Source organism: Polaribacter sp. BAL334 (assembly GCF_015767435.1).
Classification (GTDB): domain Bacteria; phylum Bacteroidota; class Bacteroidia; order Flavobacteriales; family Flavobacteriaceae; genus Polaribacter.
On the sequence record NZ_JADWOV010000310.1, the window covers coordinates 44,627 to 64,760 of the forward strand.

The 20,134-nt window shown below is 32.2% G+C and carries 21 protein-coding genes; 11 read left to right on the forward strand and 10 right to left on the reverse strand.

Annotated elements, in window-relative coordinates:
- Nucleotides 1-105: 105 nt before the first annotated feature.
- Genes IU405_RS11800 through IU405_RS11810 form a run of 3 tightly spaced genes read left to right on the forward strand, consistent with a single transcriptional unit; the run spans nucleotide 106 to nucleotide 3,451 of the window.
- Nucleotides 106-1,551, forward strand: coding sequence for a circularly permuted type 2 ATP-grasp protein (locus IU405_RS11800; RefSeq protein WP_197438815.1), 1,446 nt, complete (start codon nucleotides 106-108; stop codon nucleotides 1,549-1,551).
- A gap of 10 nt (nucleotides 1,552-1,561) precedes the next feature.
- Complete coding sequence (locus IU405_RS11805; protein ID WP_197438816.1) at nucleotides 1,562-2,488, forward strand: alpha-E domain-containing protein; 927 nt, start codon at nucleotides 1,562-1,564, stop codon at nucleotides 2,486-2,488.
- 9 nt (nucleotides 2,489-2,497) lie between these two features.
- Nucleotides 2,498-3,451 carry a transglutaminase domain-containing protein gene (locus tag IU405_RS11810; RefSeq protein WP_197438817.1) on the forward strand — a complete coding sequence of 318 codons (954 nt, stop codon included), beginning with the start codon at nucleotides 2,498-2,500 and terminating at the stop codon, nucleotides 3,449-3,451.
- Between the two features lie 121 nt (nucleotides 3,452-3,572).
- Here the strand turns inward: IU405_RS11810 and pepE are convergent, their stop codons facing one another.
- Nucleotides 3,573-4,277 (reverse strand): dipeptidase PepE, encoded by a 705-nt coding sequence (pepE, locus tag IU405_RS11815; RefSeq protein WP_197438818.1) that lies wholly within the window; start codon nucleotides 4,275-4,277, stop codon nucleotides 3,573-3,575.
- Nucleotides 4,278-4,409: 132 nt separating this feature from the next.
- Here pepE and IU405_RS11820 point away from each other — a divergent pair, with 132 nt between their 5' ends.
- The 5 genes from IU405_RS11820 to IU405_RS11840 all read left to right on the forward strand — a co-directional run bounded on the left by IU405_RS11820 (nucleotide 4,410) and on the right by IU405_RS11840 (nucleotide 11,134).
- Nucleotides 4,410-5,204 (forward strand): carboxypeptidase-like regulatory domain-containing protein, encoded by a 795-nt coding sequence (locus IU405_RS11820; RefSeq protein ID WP_197438819.1) that lies wholly within the window; start codon nucleotides 4,410-4,412, stop codon nucleotides 5,202-5,204.
- Nucleotides 5,205-5,309: 105 nt separating this feature from the next.
- Complete coding sequence (locus IU405_RS11825) at nucleotides 5,310-6,116, forward strand: hypothetical protein (RefSeq protein ID WP_197438820.1); 807 nt, start codon at nucleotides 5,310-5,312, stop codon at nucleotides 6,114-6,116.
- Between the two features lie 30 nt (nucleotides 6,117-6,146).
- Nucleotides 6,147-6,644 carry a DUF6702 family protein gene (locus IU405_RS11830; protein WP_197438821.1) on the forward strand — a complete coding sequence of 166 codons (498 nt, stop codon included), beginning with the start codon at nucleotides 6,147-6,149 and terminating at the stop codon, nucleotides 6,642-6,644.
- 21 nt (nucleotides 6,645-6,665) lie between these two features.
- Nucleotides 6,666-8,777 carry a M1 family metallopeptidase gene (locus tag IU405_RS11835; protein ID WP_197438822.1) on the forward strand — a complete coding sequence of 704 codons (2,112 nt, stop codon included), beginning with the start codon at nucleotides 6,666-6,668 and terminating at the stop codon, nucleotides 8,775-8,777.
- Nucleotides 8,778-8,929: 152 nt separating this feature from the next.
- The gene (locus IU405_RS11840) at nucleotides 8,930-11,134 is read left to right on the forward strand and encodes a M1 family metallopeptidase (protein ID WP_197438823.1); all 2,205 of its coding nucleotides are present in this window, start codon (nucleotides 8,930-8,932) and stop codon (nucleotides 11,132-11,134) included.
- A 241-nt stretch (nucleotides 11,135-11,375) separates the two neighbouring features.
- Here IU405_RS11840 and IU405_RS11845 read toward each other — a convergent pair whose 3' ends face one another.
- Nucleotides 11,376-12,413, reverse strand: coding sequence for an IS110 family transposase (locus IU405_RS11845; protein WP_197438824.1), 1,038 nt, complete (start codon nucleotides 12,411-12,413; stop codon nucleotides 11,376-11,378).
- A gap of 472 nt (nucleotides 12,414-12,885) precedes the next feature.
- Here IU405_RS11845 and IU405_RS11850 point away from each other — a divergent pair, with 472 nt between their 5' ends.
- Both IU405_RS11850 and IU405_RS11855 read left to right on the forward strand, forming a co-directional pair.
- A complete protein-coding gene (locus IU405_RS11850; protein ID WP_197438825.1) occupies nucleotides 12,886-13,284 on the forward strand; it encodes a hypothetical protein in 399 nt (132 codons plus the stop codon).
- Nucleotides 13,285-13,432: 148 nt separating this feature from the next.
- Nucleotides 13,433-13,975 carry a hypothetical protein gene (locus IU405_RS11855; RefSeq protein WP_197438826.1) on the forward strand — a complete coding sequence of 181 codons (543 nt, stop codon included), beginning with the start codon at nucleotides 13,433-13,435 and terminating at the stop codon, nucleotides 13,973-13,975.
- 427 nt (nucleotides 13,976-14,402) lie between these two features.
- Here the strand turns inward: IU405_RS11855 and IU405_RS11860 are convergent, their stop codons facing one another.
- Complete coding sequence (locus tag IU405_RS11860; RefSeq protein ID WP_197438827.1) at nucleotides 14,403-15,221, reverse strand: lysophospholipid acyltransferase family protein; 819 nt, start codon at nucleotides 15,219-15,221, stop codon at nucleotides 14,403-14,405.
- A gap of 59 nt (nucleotides 15,222-15,280) precedes the next feature.
- Complete coding sequence (locus IU405_RS11865) at nucleotides 15,281-15,907, reverse strand: NUDIX hydrolase (RefSeq protein ID WP_197438828.1); 627 nt, start codon at nucleotides 15,905-15,907, stop codon at nucleotides 15,281-15,283.
- A gap of 55 nt (nucleotides 15,908-15,962) precedes the next feature.
- Between IU405_RS11865 and IU405_RS11870 the strand changes: the two genes are divergently transcribed.
- On the forward strand, nucleotides 15,963-16,256 hold the full coding sequence (locus tag IU405_RS11870; RefSeq protein WP_197438829.1) for a hypothetical protein: 294 nt from the start codon (nucleotides 15,963-15,965) through the stop codon (nucleotides 16,254-16,256).
- 234 nt (nucleotides 16,257-16,490) lie between these two features.
- On the opposite strand, the gene IU405_RS11875 is transcribed toward IU405_RS11870, so the two are convergent.
- The 6 genes from IU405_RS11875 to cysS form a co-directional block, all read right to left on the reverse strand.
- Nucleotides 16,491-16,796 (reverse strand): DUF6787 family protein, encoded by a 306-nt coding sequence (locus tag IU405_RS11875; RefSeq protein ID WP_197438830.1) that lies wholly within the window; start codon nucleotides 16,794-16,796, stop codon nucleotides 16,491-16,493.
- A gap of 5 nt (nucleotides 16,797-16,801) precedes the next feature.
- Nucleotides 16,802-17,632 (reverse strand): prolipoprotein diacylglyceryl transferase, encoded by an 831-nt coding sequence (gene lgt, locus IU405_RS11880; protein ID WP_197438831.1) that lies wholly within the window; start codon nucleotides 17,630-17,632, stop codon nucleotides 16,802-16,804.
- 70 nt (nucleotides 17,633-17,702) lie between these two features.
- A complete protein-coding gene (yidD, locus tag IU405_RS11885; protein ID WP_197438848.1) occupies nucleotides 17,703-17,975 on the reverse strand; it encodes a membrane protein insertion efficiency factor YidD in 273 nt (90 codons plus the stop codon).
- Nucleotides 17,976-18,014: 39 nt separating this feature from the next.
- On the reverse strand, nucleotides 18,015-18,317 hold the full coding sequence (locus IU405_RS11890; protein WP_197438832.1) for a type II toxin-antitoxin system RelE/ParE family toxin: 303 nt from the start codon (nucleotides 18,315-18,317) through the stop codon (nucleotides 18,015-18,017).
- Nucleotides 18,317-18,562, reverse strand: a complete 246-nt coding sequence (locus IU405_RS11895) for a hypothetical protein (protein WP_197438833.1) — start codon at nucleotides 18,560-18,562, stop codon at nucleotides 18,317-18,319. Before IU405_RS11895 ends, IU405_RS11890 begins: the two co-directional genes overlap by 1 nt.
- A 48-nt stretch (nucleotides 18,563-18,610) precedes the next feature.
- Nucleotides 18,611-20,089, reverse strand: coding sequence for a cysteine--tRNA ligase (cysS, locus tag IU405_RS11900; RefSeq protein WP_197438834.1), 1,479 nt, complete (start codon nucleotides 20,087-20,089; stop codon nucleotides 18,611-18,613).
- Nucleotides 20,090-20,134: the final 45 nt, after the last annotated feature.

Below are 20,134 nucleotides of genomic sequence, written 5' to 3' on the forward strand. Positions count from 1 at the left end.
TAATATTTAATAAAAATAACTTTTTCATAATTTATTATTACTGAACTTTCAATTTCATTGAAAATAATATAGCTTTACTTATATTTGAAAAAAAATAGATACAGTATGGATAAAGGTTTCTTATTTTCATCTTATGACGAGCTTCCAAATACGTGGGATGAAATGATTAGCAATACTGCTGAAATTAGGCCACAATATGAAGCAATTATTGAGTGCTTGAAGAAAATTTCACAGGAAGAACTCAGTAAAAAAGAAGAACTTTCCAAGCAACTTTTTATGAGTCAAGGTGTTACATTCACTGTATATAATGACAATGAAGGTATTGAGAAAATATTTCCTTTTGATATTGTTCCAAGAATCATCACAGGTGCAGAATGGGATTTTATTGAAAGAGGCATCAAACAACGCATCAAAGCACTGAACTTATTTATAAAAGACATTTATAATGAGCAATTTATCATCAAAGATGGCATTGTTCCTGCTGATTTGATTTATTCTTGTCCTAATTATCTGCGAGAAATGAAAGGGGTAAAAGTGCCTCATGATATTTATGTACACATTGCAGGGGTAGATTTGATTCGGAATAATGATGGCGAATTTTATGTATTGGAAGACAATTTACGCACACCTTCAGGAGTAAGTTATATGCTTGAAAATAGAGAAATTTCAAAGCGTTTGTATCCAGGTATTTTGCCCAAAAACAATGTGCGTTCGGTTTCTAATTATCCCAATTTATTGTATAAAAAACTGAAAGATTTATCTTACAAAAACAATCCTAATATTGTTTTGTTAACTCCAGGAATATACAATTCTGCGTATTATGAACACAGTACTTTAGCACGATTGATGGGAATTGAACTAGTAGAAGGAAGTGATTTGGTTGTAAAAAATCATTTTGTGTATATGAAAACCACTAATGGTTTAAAACAAGTGGATGTGATTTACAGACGTGTAGATGATGATTTTTTAGATCCTTTAGAGTTTAACGCAAACAGTATTTTGGGAGTTGCTGGAATTATGGCATCTTATCGAAAAGGAAATGTAAATATCATCAATGCGCCTGGAACTGGTGTTGCTGATGACAAAGCCATTTATGTATATGTTCCTGATATGATTCATTATTATTTGAATGAAGAGCCTATTTTAAAAAATATTGAAACCTATCAATTGGGCAAACCAGAAGAACTGAAACACGTAATTGAAAATATCAAAACCATGGTCATCAAAAAAACAGATGGAAGTGGTGGATATGGGATGTTAATGGGACATGAAGCAAGTGAAGAAGAAATAAATGACTACCTTGCTACCGTTCAAAAAAATCCAAGTGCATTTATAGCACAACCAATTTTAAAGCTCTCAACTGCGCCTTGTTATATCAATGGAAAATTATCTCCACGTTGTATAGATTTGCGCCCTTTTGCACTTTCTGGTAAAGATGGTATTGAAATATGCCCTGGTGGTTTGACAAGAGTTGCCCTAAAAAAAGGTTCGTTAGTGGTGAATAGTTCACAAGGTGGAGGCAGTAAAGATACTTGGGTAATTCAAGAATAATCATACAGATATGTTAAGTAGAGCAGCAAATAATTTAATTTGGATAGAACGTTATATGGAACGTGGCAATGGCATGTTAAGTTTGCTAAAAGTAAACTTTTCTGCCAATCAAGATTCGCCAGAATTGTTTTCTTGGTCGCCTATTATCAAAAACTACAATGCTTCTGAAAATGAATTTTATACAGAAGATGCTATTGAATGTATTGAATATTTAATTTTCAATGCAGACAACCCGAATTCTATTTTGAATTTAGTCACCAAAGCACGTGAAAATGCACGAAGTGTTCAGGAACATTTATCGCGCGAATTGTGGTTGTGTATCAATAATTATTATTTGTATTTGACACAAAAAGATTTGATAAAAAAGTTACGAACAGAAGATCCTGTTGTTTTCTTGGATGATTTGAAAAAATTTCATTTGATGTATATTGGCACTATGGACATCACTCAAGAACGTGGTCCCTCCTATTACTTCATGAATGTTGGACGATTTTTAGAGAGATTGATTCAAATTTCCGAATTTACAGCCATGAAATTGATTGAAGTTTCGAAAACAACTGACAGCTTAGAACAAAGCTTTTATTGGAAAAACTTATTGCTTTCTGTTGGTGGATATCAATTGTATTTGAAAACTTACAAGTCTTCTTTTCAAGAGGATAATGTGATTCACATGTTGTTTCAAGACCAATTATTTCCAAGATCTATGTATTATTGCGTAAATAAACTGAATCGACATGTAAAGCAATTGATTGATATTCAGGAACTGGAAAAAAATAATACCGAATTTTTACTCGGAAAATTGGAAAGCACCATTAAATATGCTACTATTGAAAGTATCAATCAGCAAGGATTGAATCAGTTTGTACTAGGTATCAAACAAGATATTAAAAACATTTCTTTTAGTATCAATACCGTGTACTTTTCACATTCAAATTAAACGCAACTAATGCCTACATTTTATATCAATCATCTTACTAAATATACCTATAGCAATACCGTTATTGATGCTGCCAACAGAATTATGTTGTTTCCCATCAATGATGCATATCAAAAAGTAACTTCTCAAAAAATCAACATCAATTCCAATCCATCAATTGAAACTCATACTGATTATTTTGACAATACAGTAGGTACTTTTATGATTGTAGAACCTCATTCAACCTTGATTATTGAATCGGAAATTGAGGTGGATGTCTATTCAAGAATGTTTCCTGAAGATATGATTGATCCTGTATTGCAATGGCAAACGTTGAAAACTATTTCACATAAAACGGAATTTATTGATTTTACAAAATTCAAATCATTTGCAGGTAGTGAAGAAGTATTAGCATATTTGCACACTTTTGATAAAAATACAGTAACACCATATCAATTTCTACAAGCTTTGAGTTCATTTATTTTCAATGAATTTAAGTATATCAAAGGGATTACAACCGTAAACACTACCTTGGATGAAGTATGGGAAATCAAATCAGGAGTGTGTCAAGATTTCACCAATTTTATGTTGCAAGCCTGCAAAATGATGGGGATTCCTGCAAGATATGTCAGTGGCTATTTGTGTCCTTACGAAAGTTTTTCACGTGGAGAAGGTGCAACACACGCTTGGATTGAAGCATTTATTCCCAATTATGGTTGGTTAGGTTTTGATCCAACCAATAATATCATTGCCACAGAGCATCATGTGCGTTTGGCAATAGGCAGAAATTATAACGATTGTTCGCCAGTAAAAGGTGTTTTTAGAGGTAAAGTTGAAGACAAACTTGAAGTAAATGTCACAGTAGATACCACCAAAAAATTTGTAGAAAAACAACCGATTTTCGAAACTACTGACCAATTTAAAGATGCCAATAGATACCAAAAAAACTTAGAAATATTGCAACAACATCAACAGCAGCAGTAAAATATTCAACGTTTTGAATTTAAGATTCAACGTTGAATTATTCTCAAACTTAAAGTAAACTGCTAAAATCAAAAATTCAAATAATTGATTTTCAGGGGTTCTGTTTCTTTTTCAAGAAAACTTACTGACTCAAAAATTCACTTTCACTCTCAATTTCTATGGGCGTTTTGTTGGGCACAAACCATCTTGCCGTTAAATTTCCCTTTAAAGTTATCGAATTTCCAGTTACTTTTAACCAGCTTCCTTCACGCAAACCCATGACAGGCGTATTGTTAAAAACATGAAACTCTTTGATGCGAGTTTCGCGAGTTTCGCCCATGTGTGTGGAATTTTGAACAGCATCTATAAAATGTGCATTCAAATTGAAAGGCAAGCATCCTAAAGTTTCAAAACTTGGCGGATATACAATGGGCATATCATTGGTTGTCATCATTGAAACTCCACAAATATTCCCTCCTGCACTTGTCCCTAAATACGGAGTTCCGTTTTCAAGTACTTTTTTCAATACAACAAGAATATCGTTTTTATACAACTGATTGACCAATTCAAAAGTATTTCCTCCACCTGTAAAAATTGCTTTGGCATTTTCTAACGCTTCTTTTGGGTTGTCAAATTGATGAATGCCAACTACTTTTTTAGAAATTTTTGCAAAAGCATTCTTTACAATTCGAGTATATTCATCATATGAAATTCCACTTGGTCTTGCATATGGAATAAAAAGTACTGTATCAGCATCTTTGAACAAAAGGCTTATTTCGGGTAACAAATAAGCTAAATAATCACTTCCATACACTGTAGAAGTACTTGCGATAATCATATTTTTCATACTCCAAAAATAAAATAATTTTACAATTATGCTTACATAAAAAAACAAAATTCTGGATTTAACATAAGATTACAATTCTATTAATATCAATTTAAGAAAGTTAATTTCTTAATTTGCTGTAAATAAATTTCTATGAAAATAAAATTACTTTCTCTTTTGCTATTTATTTCTTTTCATTGTTTATCTCAAGACAATAGTTTTACTTTTTATGGAAAAATAATTGATTCTGTAAACATTGTAAAAAATGTAAATGTGATTAATTTAAACACCAAAAAAGGAACATTTTCTGATGATGAAGGAAATTTTAATATTTATGTTTCAATTAATGACACACTTCAAATCAGTTCAATTGGATATGTAACAAAAAAAATACCAATATTAAAATTGCATTCTCAAAAAACCAAACACCTCATTTTTTTAAAAGAATATACCACAACATTAGCGGAAGTAATTATTAAAAAAAACAAATTATCAGGTTCTCTTTTATTGGATATTAAAAAAACACCCAAAGATTCTATTGGAGAAATCGTTAGAAATGTGGTTTCTAGCATAAAAAAGTTAGATTTTAATGCAATTTCAAAAACACCAATAAGTATTGATGAAGCTCATTTAACAAAAGCTTCTGTAATAAGATTGCCAAATTATTTTGAAGGTGTTGGAACTAAACTTGGAGGCAATTCAAAACCTTATCAATCATTGATTGAAAAAAATCAAAAAGTAACTAGCATTGCTGATAAAATTTTATCCGAATTTGGAAAAGATTTTTTCTTTGAAAAACTAAAAATTCCTCAAGAAAAATATCATCAATTTATTAGTTTTTGTTCGTATTCAAAAATATATGAAATGCATAAAAAAGGAGAAATTTTGGCTTTGATTGAATTTTTAACATCAGAAAGCAAAAATTACTTAAAAATTATGAGTGAATAAAGGACAAACCTTATTCACTTTCCTTATTAGCTTTAACAAAAGTTTAATTGGAAGCTCTATGTTTTTATCAAGTAAAACAATAAATTTGGGATTATAATCAAACAAATGTTAAAAAAATTATTTTCATTTTTTTTTATCCTATTAATTAGTTTCTCATTTTTTGCTCAAAAAAAGAACATCATTTTAAGCGGAAAAGTGATGGATTCTCTTGGAATCGTTAAAAATGCCAATATCATCAACCTTAAAACCAATCAGGGAACTTTTTCAAATGACGAAGGTTTGTTTCGAATTTTTGTTTCTGAAGGCGATAGTGTTCAGTTTTCTTCCATTCAACATTACACAAAAAAAATAAAGATAAATACCCAAATTTTCAATGATAAAACCATTGAAATTACCTTGACAGCTTCTACCTATGTTTTGGACGAATTTGAACTAAAAAAACACAATCTTTCTGGAAGATTGGGAATTGACACTAAAAATGTTCCTATTGATAAAAAAGACTCCCTGTTAAAAAAAGTGATGGATTTATCGAAAGTGAATATGAAAATCGTTGAAGGTGATGATTATATTGACACTAGAGTGCGTCCACAAATCGTAACTGTTGATCCAACTGCACGATTTGCTGGAGCTGGAGCCACTGCTAATATTGCTTTCAAATATTCAGAAAAACTGTGGGCTTTGCGCAAAGAATTGGAACGTAAAAAAGCATTTCCTTATAAGTTATTATCGGAATTGGGTGACAAATTTTTCTTTGATGATTTGAAAATTCCGTTAGACAATTATTTTCATTTCTTAGAATATTGCAATCCTTTAGGGATTGAAAAAATGCACAAAGAAGGACGATTGCTTGAAGTGATAAAAATATTAAAAACAGAAAGCGTCACATATCTTAAAATCATAAAAAATGAGTAAATTGCCTTTTTATTTGATTGAAAATAATTCATGAAAAACTATTCATTTTTACTCTTACTTTTTATCATTCCATTATGTTCTTTTTCAGTTCATAAATATTATTTAAGTCTCACACAAATCAAATTTAAACCCGAAGCTAAATCAGTTCAAATCATCATCAATGTTTTTATGGATGATATTGAATTGGCGCTCAATAAAGATTACAATATTGATTTACAACTCACTACCAAAAAAGAATTACCAAATAACGATGTGTATTTTGAAAAATATTTAAGAGATAAATTGCAATTCACCATTGACGGAACTCAAAAAAAATTCAATTATATAGGCAAAGAATATGAAAATGATTTGGTGTATTTTTATTTAGAAATTGAAAATATCAATCAAGTAAAAACAATTAAAATCAATAATAAAATATTGATCAAACATTTTCCAGACCAACAAAATTTGGTAAAAACCTCTATTGGAAAAACCAACAAAAGTGTGCTTCTTAACAAAGATGAAACTTTTGGAACCCTAGAACATTAATCAATTCAAACCTCAATACACATGAAAAAAATCGGATTTCTATTACTTTCTTTTGTTTTTTTGAGCACTTCCTATGCTCAGACTACAAAACAAGGACACACCAACGAAAACAAATTCAGACAAATGTATGATTTGTTGGCAACACCCAATGAACAGCACAATGCTACTGGTGCACCAGGAAAAGGCTATACACAACAAAAAGTAGATTATGTAATCGACGTCACTTTAGATGATGAAAAACAGAAAATTACAGGCGCTGAAACCATTACCTATCATAACAATTCTCCTGATAAATTGGAATTTTTGTGGGTGCAATTAGACCAAAATATGCGTGCCAAAGATTCAAAAACTCCAGATATCAATCCCAATAAAATTCCTGAAAAGTTAAGCAAAACTCGTTTTGAAAAAGCTTTTGAGAATGAACCATTTGATGGCGGTTTTAACATCATGAGTGTTACAAATGTAGATGGTTCTCCCCTTTCTTATACCATCAATCAAACCATGATGCGTATCAATTTGGTGAAACCATTGGCTTCTGGCGAAAAATTTAAGTTCAACATCAAATGGTGGTACAACATCAATAATCATAGAGAAGATGGAGGAAGATCAGGTTTTGAACATTTCCCAAAAGACGGAAATAACAACTATGTAATTGCACAATTTTACCCAAGATTGTGTGTGTATGACAATGTAGAAGGATGGCAAAATGACCAATTTTGGGGACGAAGTGAATTTGCCTTAGAATTTGGAGATTTCACTGTAAACATCACAGTTCCTGAAGATCACATGTTGGGTGCTACAGGGGTTTTATTAAATGAAAAAGAAGTCTTGTCAAAAACGGAACTGAAAAGATTGGCAGACGCTAAAAAAAGTTTTGACAATCCTATCATCATTAGAACTCAAGAAGAAGCTATCAACTTTGAAAAATCGAAAGCAACAAAAACAAAAACATGGAAGTTTTTTGCTGAAAACGTGCGTGATTATGCTTTTGCAACCTCAAGAAAATTTATTTGGGATGGAATGGCTGTTGATATCAATGGAAAAACAGTGATGGCTTATTCCTTGTATTCGAAAGAAGCAAATCCTTTGTATGGTGATCATTCTACAAGAGCAGTAGCTCAAACCTTAAAAACCTACTCTCAATACACGTTTGATTATCCTTATCACAAAGCAATTTCTGTGGACGGACAAATGGGAATGGAATATCCTCAAATTTGTTTCAATCCAGGAAGACCAAATCCTGATGGAACGTATTCTGACAGAGTAAAATATACCATGATTAAAGTAACCATTCACGAAGTGGGTCACAACTTTTTTCCAATGATTGTCAATTCAGATGAAAGACAATGGACTTGGATGGACGAAGGATTGAATTCGTATTTAGAAATGTTGGCAGAATTGGCGTATGATAAAAATTTCCCAATGTCAAGAGGATTGCCAAAAAATATTGTGAATTATATGAGTGGAGATCAATCAAAAATTGCGCCCATCATGTCAAAAGGAGACAATGTATATAGTTTTGGAAACAACGCGTATGGCAAACCTGCAACAGGACTTTGGATGTTGCGCGAAACTATTATGGGCAAAGAATTGTTTGACCATGCATTCAAAACCTATGCACAAAGATGGATGTTCAAACACCCAACTCCTGAGGATTTTTTCAGAACCATGGAAGACGCTTCTGGAGTCGATTTGGATTGGTTTTGGAGAGGTTGGTTTTTCACAACAGATGTTACTGATATAGGAGTTAAAGGAGTGAAAAAATTCTATTCTTCTTCAAGTTCAGACGACACCGTAAACTTTATTGAAGATACTTCTGAGGGTTTAGGATATGCAACAAGTCACTCAAAATACCATTACGAAATTACCTATGAAAAACCAGGAGGTTTGGTAATGCCAATCATTGTAGAATTTACCTATAAAGATGGCACCAAAGAACGAAAAACCTATCCAGCACAAATTTGGAGATATACAGATGACGAAGTAACCAAAGTTTTTTCTAGCTCAAAACAAATAGAAAGTATTGTAGTGGATCCAGATTTAGAAACGGCTGATGTGGATACTTCTAACAATAGTTTTCCAAGAGAAAAAAGCGATAAATTCGACAAATTCAAAAAAGAGATTAAAGGGTAAATTTGTAGTTCCATATCTTTTAAAAAAAGTACTGTCCATTGACAGTACTTTTTTTTTGGTAAAGGTTTGTTAAAATTATAGATTTTTCGCTCAAATTTAATGTGAATTACTACTTTAGTGGGCAATATTCAATTTAAATCAAATCAATACAAATGAGAAGAATTTATTTCGTTCTTTTTTCGTTTTTCTTCATCACAACAGCTTTTGTTGCGCAAGAAAAAATCGAAAAAAAAGGAACACAAAAAGGGCATACTGACGAGAATAAGTTTCGTCAAATGAAAGATTTGTTGGCAACGCCCAATGACCAACACTCGGCTTCTGGAGCACCAGGACATCAATACACACAACAAAAAGTGGATTATGTGATGGACATCCGTTTGGAAGAAAGTACCAACAAAATTTATGGTGATGAAAAAATCACCTATCACAACAATTCAAAAGACGTATTGGATTATTTATGGGTTCAGCTTGACCAAAACATGAGAGCTGACGATTCTAAAACTCCTTTAGCACAATCCAATGCAGCTTCTGCTTTTTTAACTCCTGAAGATTTCAAAAAAGAGTTTATGAAAGAAGGAAAAGGTTTTGGTTTCAACATCGAAAAAGTATCAACTGCTGATGGAAAACCATTATCTTATTTAATCAACTGGACAATGATGCGCATCAATTTGCCAAAACCATTGAATCCAGGCGAAAAATTTGTATTCAGCATCAAATGGAATTACAAAATCAACAACTCTGTAAAAGACGGAGGACGTTCTGGTTTTGAAGATTTTCCTGATGGAAACAACAATTATACGATTGCGCAATTTTTTCCAAGATTGTGTGTGTACAATAACGTAGAAGGATGGCAAAACATGCAGTTTTGGGGACGTAGTGAATTTGCGTTAGAATTTGGAGATTATGAAGTAAAAATCACAGTTCCTTCAGACCATATCATGGAAGCAACAGGAGATTTATTGAATGAAAAAGACGTGTTGACCAAAGAACAACGCAGTCGTTTTGATCAAGCAAGAAAATCATTCAAAGACCCAGTGATGATTGTGACACAAGCTGAAGCTGAAGTTACCGAAAAAGGACGTGCAACAACTTCTAAAACATGGCATTACAAAGCCAATATGGTGCGTGATTTTGCGTTTGCAACTTCAAGAAAATACATTTGGGATGCTATGGCTGTGAATATCAACGGAAGAACAGTGATGGCAACTTCCTTATATCCAAAAGAAGGAAATCCATTATGGGAAAAACATTCTACAAGAGTGGTTGCAAATACCTTAGAAGAATATTCAAAATTGACCTTTGATTATCCTTATTCAAAAGCTGTTTCTGTTCATGCTGATAGACAAGGAATGGAATATCCTATGATTTGTTTCAATTATGGTCGTCCAAATCCTGATGGAACCTATTCTGACAGAGTAAGAGATGGAATGATTGGCGTAATTACGCACGAAGTTGGGCACAATTTCTTCCCAATGATTGTAAATTCAGACGAAAGACAATGGACTTGGATGGACGAAGGATTGAACTCATTTGTTGAAATTTTAGCAGAATTGGACTACGATCCAAACTTCAATACTGGAAATTTACCCAAAGATATTGTACGTTATATGGGTGGTGATCAAAGCAATATTTCACCAATCATGTCTCAAGGAGATTACGTAAAACAGTTTGGACCAAATGCCTATACAAAACCAGCTGCAGGATTGTACATGTTGCGTCAAACCATTATGGGTCCTGAATTATTTGACCATGCATTTAGAACCTATGCAAGAAGATGGATGTTCAAACACCCAACTCCAGAAGACTTTTTCAGAACTATGGAAGATGCTTCTGCCATGGATTTAGATTGGTTTTGGAGAGGTTGGTTTTATACTACTGATGTAACTGACATTGGTATTAAAGAAGTAAAACCATTGTATTTGACTGACAAAGCAAGTGAGCGTGTTCAAAAACTAAAAACACAATACAAAGACTATTTTGATAGCTTGGGAGATTTAGTATATATTACGGATATAAAAGAAGATGCAAACCCAAAAGCGATGGCAAAATATGTAGATGGGAAAGAAGTACCTTCTTTTATTTATTCTGTTGAATTTGACAAACCAGGAGGTTTGGTAGTTCCTTTAATTGTAGAATTGACTTACAAAGATGGCACAAAAGAAAAACAAACCTTCCCTGCACAAATTTGGATGAGAGATGACAATTCAGTGAAAAGAGTATTTGCTTCATCACAAGAAATCATCAGCATCACTGTAGATCCAGATTTAGAAACGGCAGATGTGGACACTTCTAACAACAGTTGGCCTAAAAAAGAAGCTGATAAGTTTGATCAGTTTAAAAACAAAGTACAAAATTAATATCCAATTGATATAAACGTAAAAGCCCCAATTTTGGGGCTTTTTTCGTTTTTATATAAAAATGAATGCTGGTTCTTTACATTTATTTGGGAGAACTTTTGAGTGAAATTAAATCAAAAATGAATTTGAAGTATCATAAAATTTTATAGCCACATAGATTCTGTGTTGATTTCCAATTAAAATTTATATTTTTTTTATAATTTTGTGCTAAGTCAGTCATAGAGCTAGACTCTATAGCGTGTTAAACCAATTGAGTTTTCACGCTATTTTTTTTATTTAAATAATCCTTGTCATAAGATGTTTGGTTTTTATACAATGTAAAAATCATTTCTAATAATTTTCTTTGTACAGCTACTAGCGCTTTCATTTTTATTCCATGTTTTGACACTAATCTTGCATACAATTCTTTAAAGTTTTCATCCCATTTTACAGCAGTCAATGCCGGAAAATGCATTGCTTTTCGTAAGCTTCTATTTCCTTTTTTTGATATTCTAGGTTTTCCTTTTATGGAGGTGCCTGATTGTTTTTCTTTTACATCTAATCCTGCATAACTGGCTAATTGCCTTTTGTTTCGTATTAATTCAAATCCATTAGTTTCTGCCAAAACGATTACGGCAGTTAACTCTCCAACACCAGGTAATGTACAAATGATGTCTATTTCTTTTCTTATATTTTCATCACTTGCTACAATTACAGCTATATCATTTTTTATTTCTTTTTCTTGAGTATTCAATAGCTTGATTCTTGCCTTTATACGTTTTATACTTTTCTCATACGGTTCTGCTTCTGATAATTCTGCATGCAATTGATTCTTTGCGGTAACCCGTTCTGCAACTATTTGATCACGTTCTCTAGTTAATTGCTGTAAGTTTTTATAAATACTTTTGGGACGTTTCCATAAATCTAGTTTCCTTTCTAGTCCAAATCTAGTAATTGCTTGCGAGCACGTTTTATCAGTAATGGTTTTAATATCTAAAGTTCGGATGTAATTGCTTATTTTGTTTGGAAGAACCACAGCAACATCAAAGTTATTCTTATCCAAATAATATGCAATTTTTTGATGATAAACCCCTGTAGCTTCCATTACATAAAGAACTTTTACTTCTTCTTTAGTTAACTTTTTTACCCAGTTTGTTAATCCAATAAATCCTTTTTCTGTGTTTTTAAAAACCTTGTATCTATACAATTCAATTGATAAATCTTCAAACATTCTGCCCAAAGTAACCACCAATTCTTTTTGAGCTACGTCAATTCCAACTACTTGTTTTAATTCTTTCATAACCTTAAAGTTTAAATTTATAAAGTGATGAATCTTCCTTCGTCTTGTCTCCTAATTGGATATTCTGGATATTAATTCTTGTTTAATTCCTTACATTCTGTTCAGACTCTAAAAGATAAAAAGGAATGAGGATTTTTCTATGTGTCAATATGTTTCTTTGAACTATTTTGGGACATATCTTCTCTCATTCCTTTTCACTTTATTTTTTCAAATTTATTGACTTTTATCTTTATAATCAATAACTTCGCAAACATAGGAGAAACATAGAAAAAAAGGCAGAGAAATACAAAGTCCTCTAAATAGAATGGTTGCTAATAAAGGACAAAAAAGGGGTAATAATTGGTTTTTATTAAAATATAATGTTATTTTAGCTGAGGCGAATATGTTTTTAAAACTATGAAAAAGTACTATAAACTTGCGTATAATAACTAGTTAGCAGTGATTTTAAAATCACATTTGGGAAATAACAGAAATGAGAAAGACAATTAAAATATTAGGTTCACTCCTATTCTTGCTTTTAGTGTTTGTTTATTTAAACTTCTTCTCAAGCTTTATTTTTCCTTGGCAAGAAAAAGACGCAATCCAAACGACACTAAATTGGGGCGGATTAGCAGAACTGCCAAAAGAAGCGGAAAATCTAACCGTTGAAAAAGAAGGAAGTGCTTTTACTCGAACTTTTATAGTAAAGTTTAACGCAAACCAAAAGGAAATTGAAAATTGGATTCTAAATAGCAAAAGACTTAAAAACAATAAACCAAAAGTTAGTGGCGAAACCAAAAGTTACGAAGTACATCCAGGCGAAAATGAATCTTTTGGTGGAAAAGTTAGCGTTGAAAAAGGGTTGGTGACAATCCGAATGAGCTGGAGTTAATAAAACCACTGCTAACAGCAGTTTGTAGCAACTGCGAAGCTTGCTCTTCTCCCGAAAGTCCTGCGGACTTTCAAAAGGTGTTTTGTACTTGGAATCATCAGTAATAAATAATCGCAGCTGCTACAATCTGCGGAACGTTGGCAAACATATGAAAAGACAGTTACTAACTTCAATAGTAATTTTAATATTAATGGTTTCCTGCAAAAAAGCAGAAACCAAAAAGACTGAAATTATTGAAGAAAAAACAACGACAGAAATAAAAATTGAAGAAAATATTGGAGAGGAACGATTTGTAGAAAATGACAGTTTAGCTTTTGCTTTTCAGTCTGAATTAGAAAAATTTACTTTTAAAAATCCGATGTTTAAATCAGCATCAAAACCTTATCAAAATCATCACGACAAAACAGTTATAGACACAATAAAAACTCTGACTTATGACAAAACCGAATTAGAGTTTTATAAAGCAGCCAATTGGGAACACATCATAGGAGGAATTATAAAAAATCCTGAAATAGAATTTTTTGATTCAATAAAAATTGGAATTAAAAAAGAAACACTTGAGAATATATTAAAAACTCAAATAGCAACTGATTTAGTAACACTTGGAAATTTAGAGCAAACCTCATTATTCACTTTTCAATTTGAAAACGGAATTCTAAAATCAATAAAATTTCAAGGTTACTTTGATTAAAGATACGTTTGCCAACTTAAGAAGAACTGAGTTAAAAAACAAACAATTTTTCAATATTTTCTTTGCAATAACCTCCTAAACTCGCTCAACATCCAAGTTTCAAAACATCTATAAATTACCAATTAAAAGTTTTTTGCACTGCTCCTATTCTATTCTTATACTGCAATAACAAATACCCAATACTGCAAAGAAAAGAAAGCTCAGCAGTTTTTCATAAAAAGCTGAGCAGCTTTTGTACAAAAGCTCAGCAGTTTTTACATAAAAGCTGAGCAGCTTTTGCATAAAAGCTCAGCAGTTTTTTTTAAAAGCTCAGCAGCGTTTATTTCACGCAAAGCTATGTGTTTTGTTATGAATGAACATGTTAGATTTTATTGGTGCCTTACAATTAAAAACTTGAATTACATCAAACAGATGAGTATATCAGTGCTTAGGAATTCCAGAAAGTACGTTGTTTGTTTAATTCCTCTTCTTCTTGTAAAAATTCCTCAGCTTCTTTTGCTGACAATACTTTTAAAAAAGACGGATGTTGCTCAATTGCAAATTCAATTTTGGTAACGATATCAGCAATTTCTTCGTTTTCATAATCAATTACTAAAGGCTCCTTAATCACCATAGATTGCAATACATTTCGCTTTTTGATGTTCAGTCCTTTTTTGTCAAAAGAACGTCTGAAACCATCAATTACAATCGGTACCACCACAGGTTTATACGTTTTGATGATATGCGCAGTTCCTCTTCTAATGGGTTTAAAAGGGGTTGTAGTTCCTTGTGGAAACGTAATTACCCAGCCATCTTTCAAGGCTTTTCCTATGTTAGAAATATCAGAATTTTTTACTTGTCTATTCACATCTTTTCCATCTGCTCTCCAGGTTCTATCAATAGAAACGGAACCTGCATACGCAAATATTTTGGGCAACAATCCTGCACGCATGGTTTCGCCAGCAGCCACAAAATAAATATTCAATTTTGGATTCCAGATATACCCAATATTATTGATGTTGTCTTCACGTCCTTTTAACGAGGCATTGAACACATGAAACATGGCTGCAACATCCGCAAAATAGGTTTGATGATTGGAGATAAACAAGACATTTTTATCTGGTAAATTTCTTAAAATATCAGAACCTTCAATATGTAAATTATTGAATTTTCGATATCTCCCATGCGAAATGACTCCAAAAACGCGAATCAACCATTTCTTTAGAAATAAATAATGTCCAAAAGGATTCCTTTTAAATAAAGGCATTTTTTAATTGATTTTAATGAATTTCAACTTCCAAAAATACAAAACAATTTAAGATTTTACTATCTTAAAAGCTCTTTAATTTCTGATAACATCATGGCTGTTGCTCCCCAAATGATAAAATCCTGAATTTTGAAACAAGGAACCTCCACTTTTTTCATATAAGAAGTATCTAAAATGGCAGAAGTAATGTTTTTTTCATCTAACAAATCACTCACTAAAACTTCAATGGTTTGGGCAACTTCGTGATTTAACTTGAAAGTTGGTTTCGTGTTTGCAAATCCCAAAAAAGGCGTTGCTAAAAAATTACTTGGCGGAATGTACACGTCTGTCAATTCTCTAATAATCTCAATATTTTTTGGATGAATGCCCACTTCCTCATGGGTTTCACGCAAGGCAGTTTCTTGTAAATTGGCATCATTTAGGTCTAATTTTCCACCTGGAAAACTTATTTGAGCAGAATGTGTTCCTTGATAACTAGCTCTTTGCGTCAATAAAAAGGTCGTTTCTTGTTGTTCATTTGGATAAAAAAGTGCCAAAACCCCAGCTCTTTTAGGGTTATTTGCCGCAATTTTCTGAGCATCATATTGCAATCGAAGTCTGGGAGCTAATAAAAACTGTGCCTCTAAACCACCCAAGTTTGATGCTTTCAAATCATTAATTTTTGAAGTGAATTCTGAAAAATTCATTTTGAATATGTACTTTTAACTTGTTGTTGATTTTGGCAGCAAATTACACAAAACTATGGATAAAAAATATCAAAAACTGTTGTTGAGTATCACACTTGATTTGATGGGTTTAATCCCTTTAATCGATGTTGTTTGGGCACCACTTTCGGCATTCATCATGGCAATTATGTACAAAGGTGTAAAAGGAAAAATTGCAGGATTGATTAGTTTTATTGAAGAAATTATTCCCTTTACAGATGTAATTCCTACGTTTACCATTCTATGGATTTATACGAATTTAATTGAGAAACCATCAGTTCAAAATTCAGAGTCTAAAGTTCAAGATTCAAAAGAGAACTTAAAAATCTAAATTTATAACCTGTTAGGTATAATTGAATTTAAAATAAATTTGCCACGAATTCACGGATTTTTATAAGTATGAATCCAATAAATTTGTATTTTCATCAAAGATGAAAACAATTATTGTGATGAATAACTTAAAATTTGTGAATTCGTGGCAAAAAAATCTATTTTATTATCTAATAAAATATTTATAAACAATAGGTTAAATTACAGTATTCTACTATCGCACTTCAAAAATCTATTACTCTTTGAATAAAAATCCCAAACCCAATCTGCTTAAAAACTTTTTTTCGAACGCCCAAAAGAATTGGAATTGCCCAAAAAGCCAACCCACAATGGGCAATGTAATTTGGTAAATAGGAAAAACCAATAAAATTCTGAGTGTCCAATACAACCAAGGATACATGGTTTCAGGAGAAATTCCTAAAAAAGCAGTGACAGGTTTTGCTACCCAAGCTGCAAATGAGCCGTTGATGGCAAAAACGATTAAAATGGCAAGAATAGACCAATTACTTTCAATTCCCCAACGTTCTTTTAATTTTTCCATGAAAATTATACAGCTTTTTTTGCGGTTCTAAACATCAACCAAAGTCCTATTAAAATCAAAGGAATACTCAATACTTGACCCGTATTGAAAAGATTGAAAAAACCTTCTTCTCTCCCTTCTGCTTGTTCTTCTTTTAAGAATTCAATCAAGAATCGCATCAACCATAAAACGGTCATAAAAAGTCCGAAAAGAAAGCCTGTTTTTTGTTTGATATTGGTTTTCCAATACAAATACCACATCACAAAAAACAATGCTAAGTAGCTAACTGCCTCATAAATTTGTGTTGGATGACGTGCAAAATCTTCGCCATTTGCTTTGAAAATCACCCCAAAATCAGAACCTGTTGCTTTTCCTACAATTTCCGAATTGAAAAAATTTCCCATACGTATGAATAATCCTGATAAAGCCACCATGATTGCCAATCTGTCTAAGATAAATAACCATGGTTTTTGAAGGTGTTTTTTAGCATAAAAATACATGGCTAAAATGATGGAAATTGCTGCTCCATGACTTGCAAAACCAGTAAAACCAGTAAATTTCCAAGAACCATTCACTTGTTTGAAAGGCAACACAATTTCCAACAAATGATCTTGATAATAATCCCAACTATAGAAAAATACATCTCCCAAACGCATTCCAATCAACATGGAAATAAAGGTGTACATGAACAAGTTATCTAACTTTTCAACTGGAATTTCATCTTTGATAAAGATTTTTTTCATCAAATGCAAGCCTAATAAAAAAGCCGAAACAAACATCAAACTGTACCAACGAATGGTAAAAAAACCAAGATTGATGCCTAAAGATGGATCCCAAGTGATTGCTAAATAGTTCATGGTATTGTTGTTTTTACAAATGCAAACTTAGTGAAGCTATTTGTATCTTCAAATAAGAAAGTGCGTTAATTCAATGTTTGTGGATTTTCTTTTCAGGAACTGGGTCATAACCACTTCCTCCCCAAGGATGACAACTGAAAATTCGTTTGATGGCTAACCAACTTCCAGAAAACAATCCATGTTTTTGCAAAGCTTCAATGGTATAATGTGAACACGTTGGACTGTATCTACAAGTTGAGGGTGTTAAAGGCGAAATCGCTACTTGATAAAATCGAACTAAAAACACGAATGGAAAAATCAAAACCTGTTTTAAGTATGGAGTTTTTGGTGTTGAGTTTTTAATTTTAGTATTTGAGTTCAAAATAGTTATTTTGAGAATCTTTTAAATTATATATTTTTTTAAATCTTTTGGATTTCTTTTGTTGTTCCAAAAGTAGAGTACATCAATTCTGTTTATGTCATCAAATACTTTGTAAATGACTGTTGTTTGTTTTGAAATTACAAAAACTCTGATGGCTCTTTTATTTGATTTTTTACCTAAATATGGATTTTTAGAAAGATTATTAACAAAATCATCAACCAAGTTCATAAATTTCTCAACTTCATCTAAATTCCATTTTCTCAATATAAACTCAATTTCATCTTCAAAAGAAATATTTGCTGAAGTTGTAAAATTAATTTCCATTAAGAAATATTGTATTTTTTCTTGGCTTTAGCAATTACTTCTTGATGCGAAATTACTTTTCCTTCTTCACTTTCATGTAAACTTTGATCAACAATTTCTTGAACCGTTTGTGGCATTTCATCCCAAACATCTTGCTCGTTAGAAATTTCTTTTTTAAAAAACTGCTCTAGCTTTTCAATTTTTTCTGTGCTTACAATCTTCATAAATTGCTCTAAAAGTTGTAATTTTCTGGTTGCAAAGTCCATAGTATTCTAATTTTAGTTAGGTAATTGTCACAATTACTCATTTTCTCATTAATTCACCGAAAAAGTAGTCCCTTCTCTCCCATCTTTTAACTGAATTCCCAAAGCTACCAATTCATTACGAATTTGATCAGACAACGCAAAATCTTTATTTTCTCTTGCCTCTTTTCTTAACTTGATGAGTAATTCAATCACTCCATTTAATTTGTTAGATGATTCTTTGGCAGTCTCATTCATCAAACCTAAAACATCAAACACAAAGGCATTGATGGTTTCTTTAAAAACAGCTAAATCTTCGCTAGTCAAACTTGCTTTTTGCTCTTTCATTTGATTGATGACTTTTACTGCTTCAAACAATTGTGAAATGACAATTGGCGTATTAAAATCGTCGTTCATAGCGTCATAACAAGATTGAATCCAAGCTTTTACATCAAAAGTAGATGCTTTTCCAGCTTCAGCAATATTCAAATAAGAAACTGCTTCCATCAACTTTGCATGTCCTTTTTCAGAGGCTTCTAAAGCTTCACCCGAAAAATCTAAAATGCTTCTATAATTGGCTTGCATGTTGAAAAAACGCACCACACTTGCCGAAAATGGTTTTGGCAAAATAGTATTTTCGCCTGTCAAAATTTCATTGGGCAAAATAAAATTCCCAGTAGATTTTGCCATTTTCTGACTGTTTAACAACAGCATATTGGTGTGCATCCAATAATTCACAGGCTTGATGCCACTGCATGTTTGCGATTGCGCAATTTCGCATTCGTGGTGTGGAAATTTCAAATCCATTCCTCCTCCATGAATGTCAAATTGTTCGCCTAAATATTTGGTACTCATCACAGAACACTCCAAATGCCAACCAGGAAAACCATCACTCCAAGGAGAAGGCCATCGCATAATATGACGTTCGTCTGCTTTTTTCCAAAGTGCAAAATCTTGTGGATTTTTCTTATCAGATTGACCGTCTAAAGTTCGGGTATTGTGAATTAAATCTTCTATTTTTCTTCCTGAAAGAATGCCGTAATTTCCTTTTTTGTTGTATTCTAACACATCAAAATATACAGAACCATTCACTTCGTAAGCAAAACCTTTTGATATGATTTCTTTAATCATTTCTATTTGTTCTACAATATGACCTGTGGCAGTTGGCTCAATACTTGGTGGTAAAAAGTTGTAATTTTTTAGCACATTGTGAAAATCAACTGTGTACATTTGAACCACTTCCATAGGTTCTATTTGCTCTAAACGTGCTTTTTTAGCGATACGATCTTCGCCTTCATCAGCGTCATTTTCCAAATGCCCTGCATCTGTGATATTACGCACATAACGCACTTTGTATCCCAAATGCAAAAAATACCGAAAAACGACATCAAAAAACATAAACGTTCTTACGTTTCCTAAATGTGCATTGCTATACACAGTTGGCCCACAAACGTACATGCCAACATATCCTTCTGTAATTGTTTTGAAATCTTCTTTTTGCTTGGTGAGCGAATTGTATATTTTGAGCTGTTGTTCTTTGTAACGTTCCATTAAAAAAGTGACTAATTTTGGTGGTTAAAGATAGGCACTTTCAGA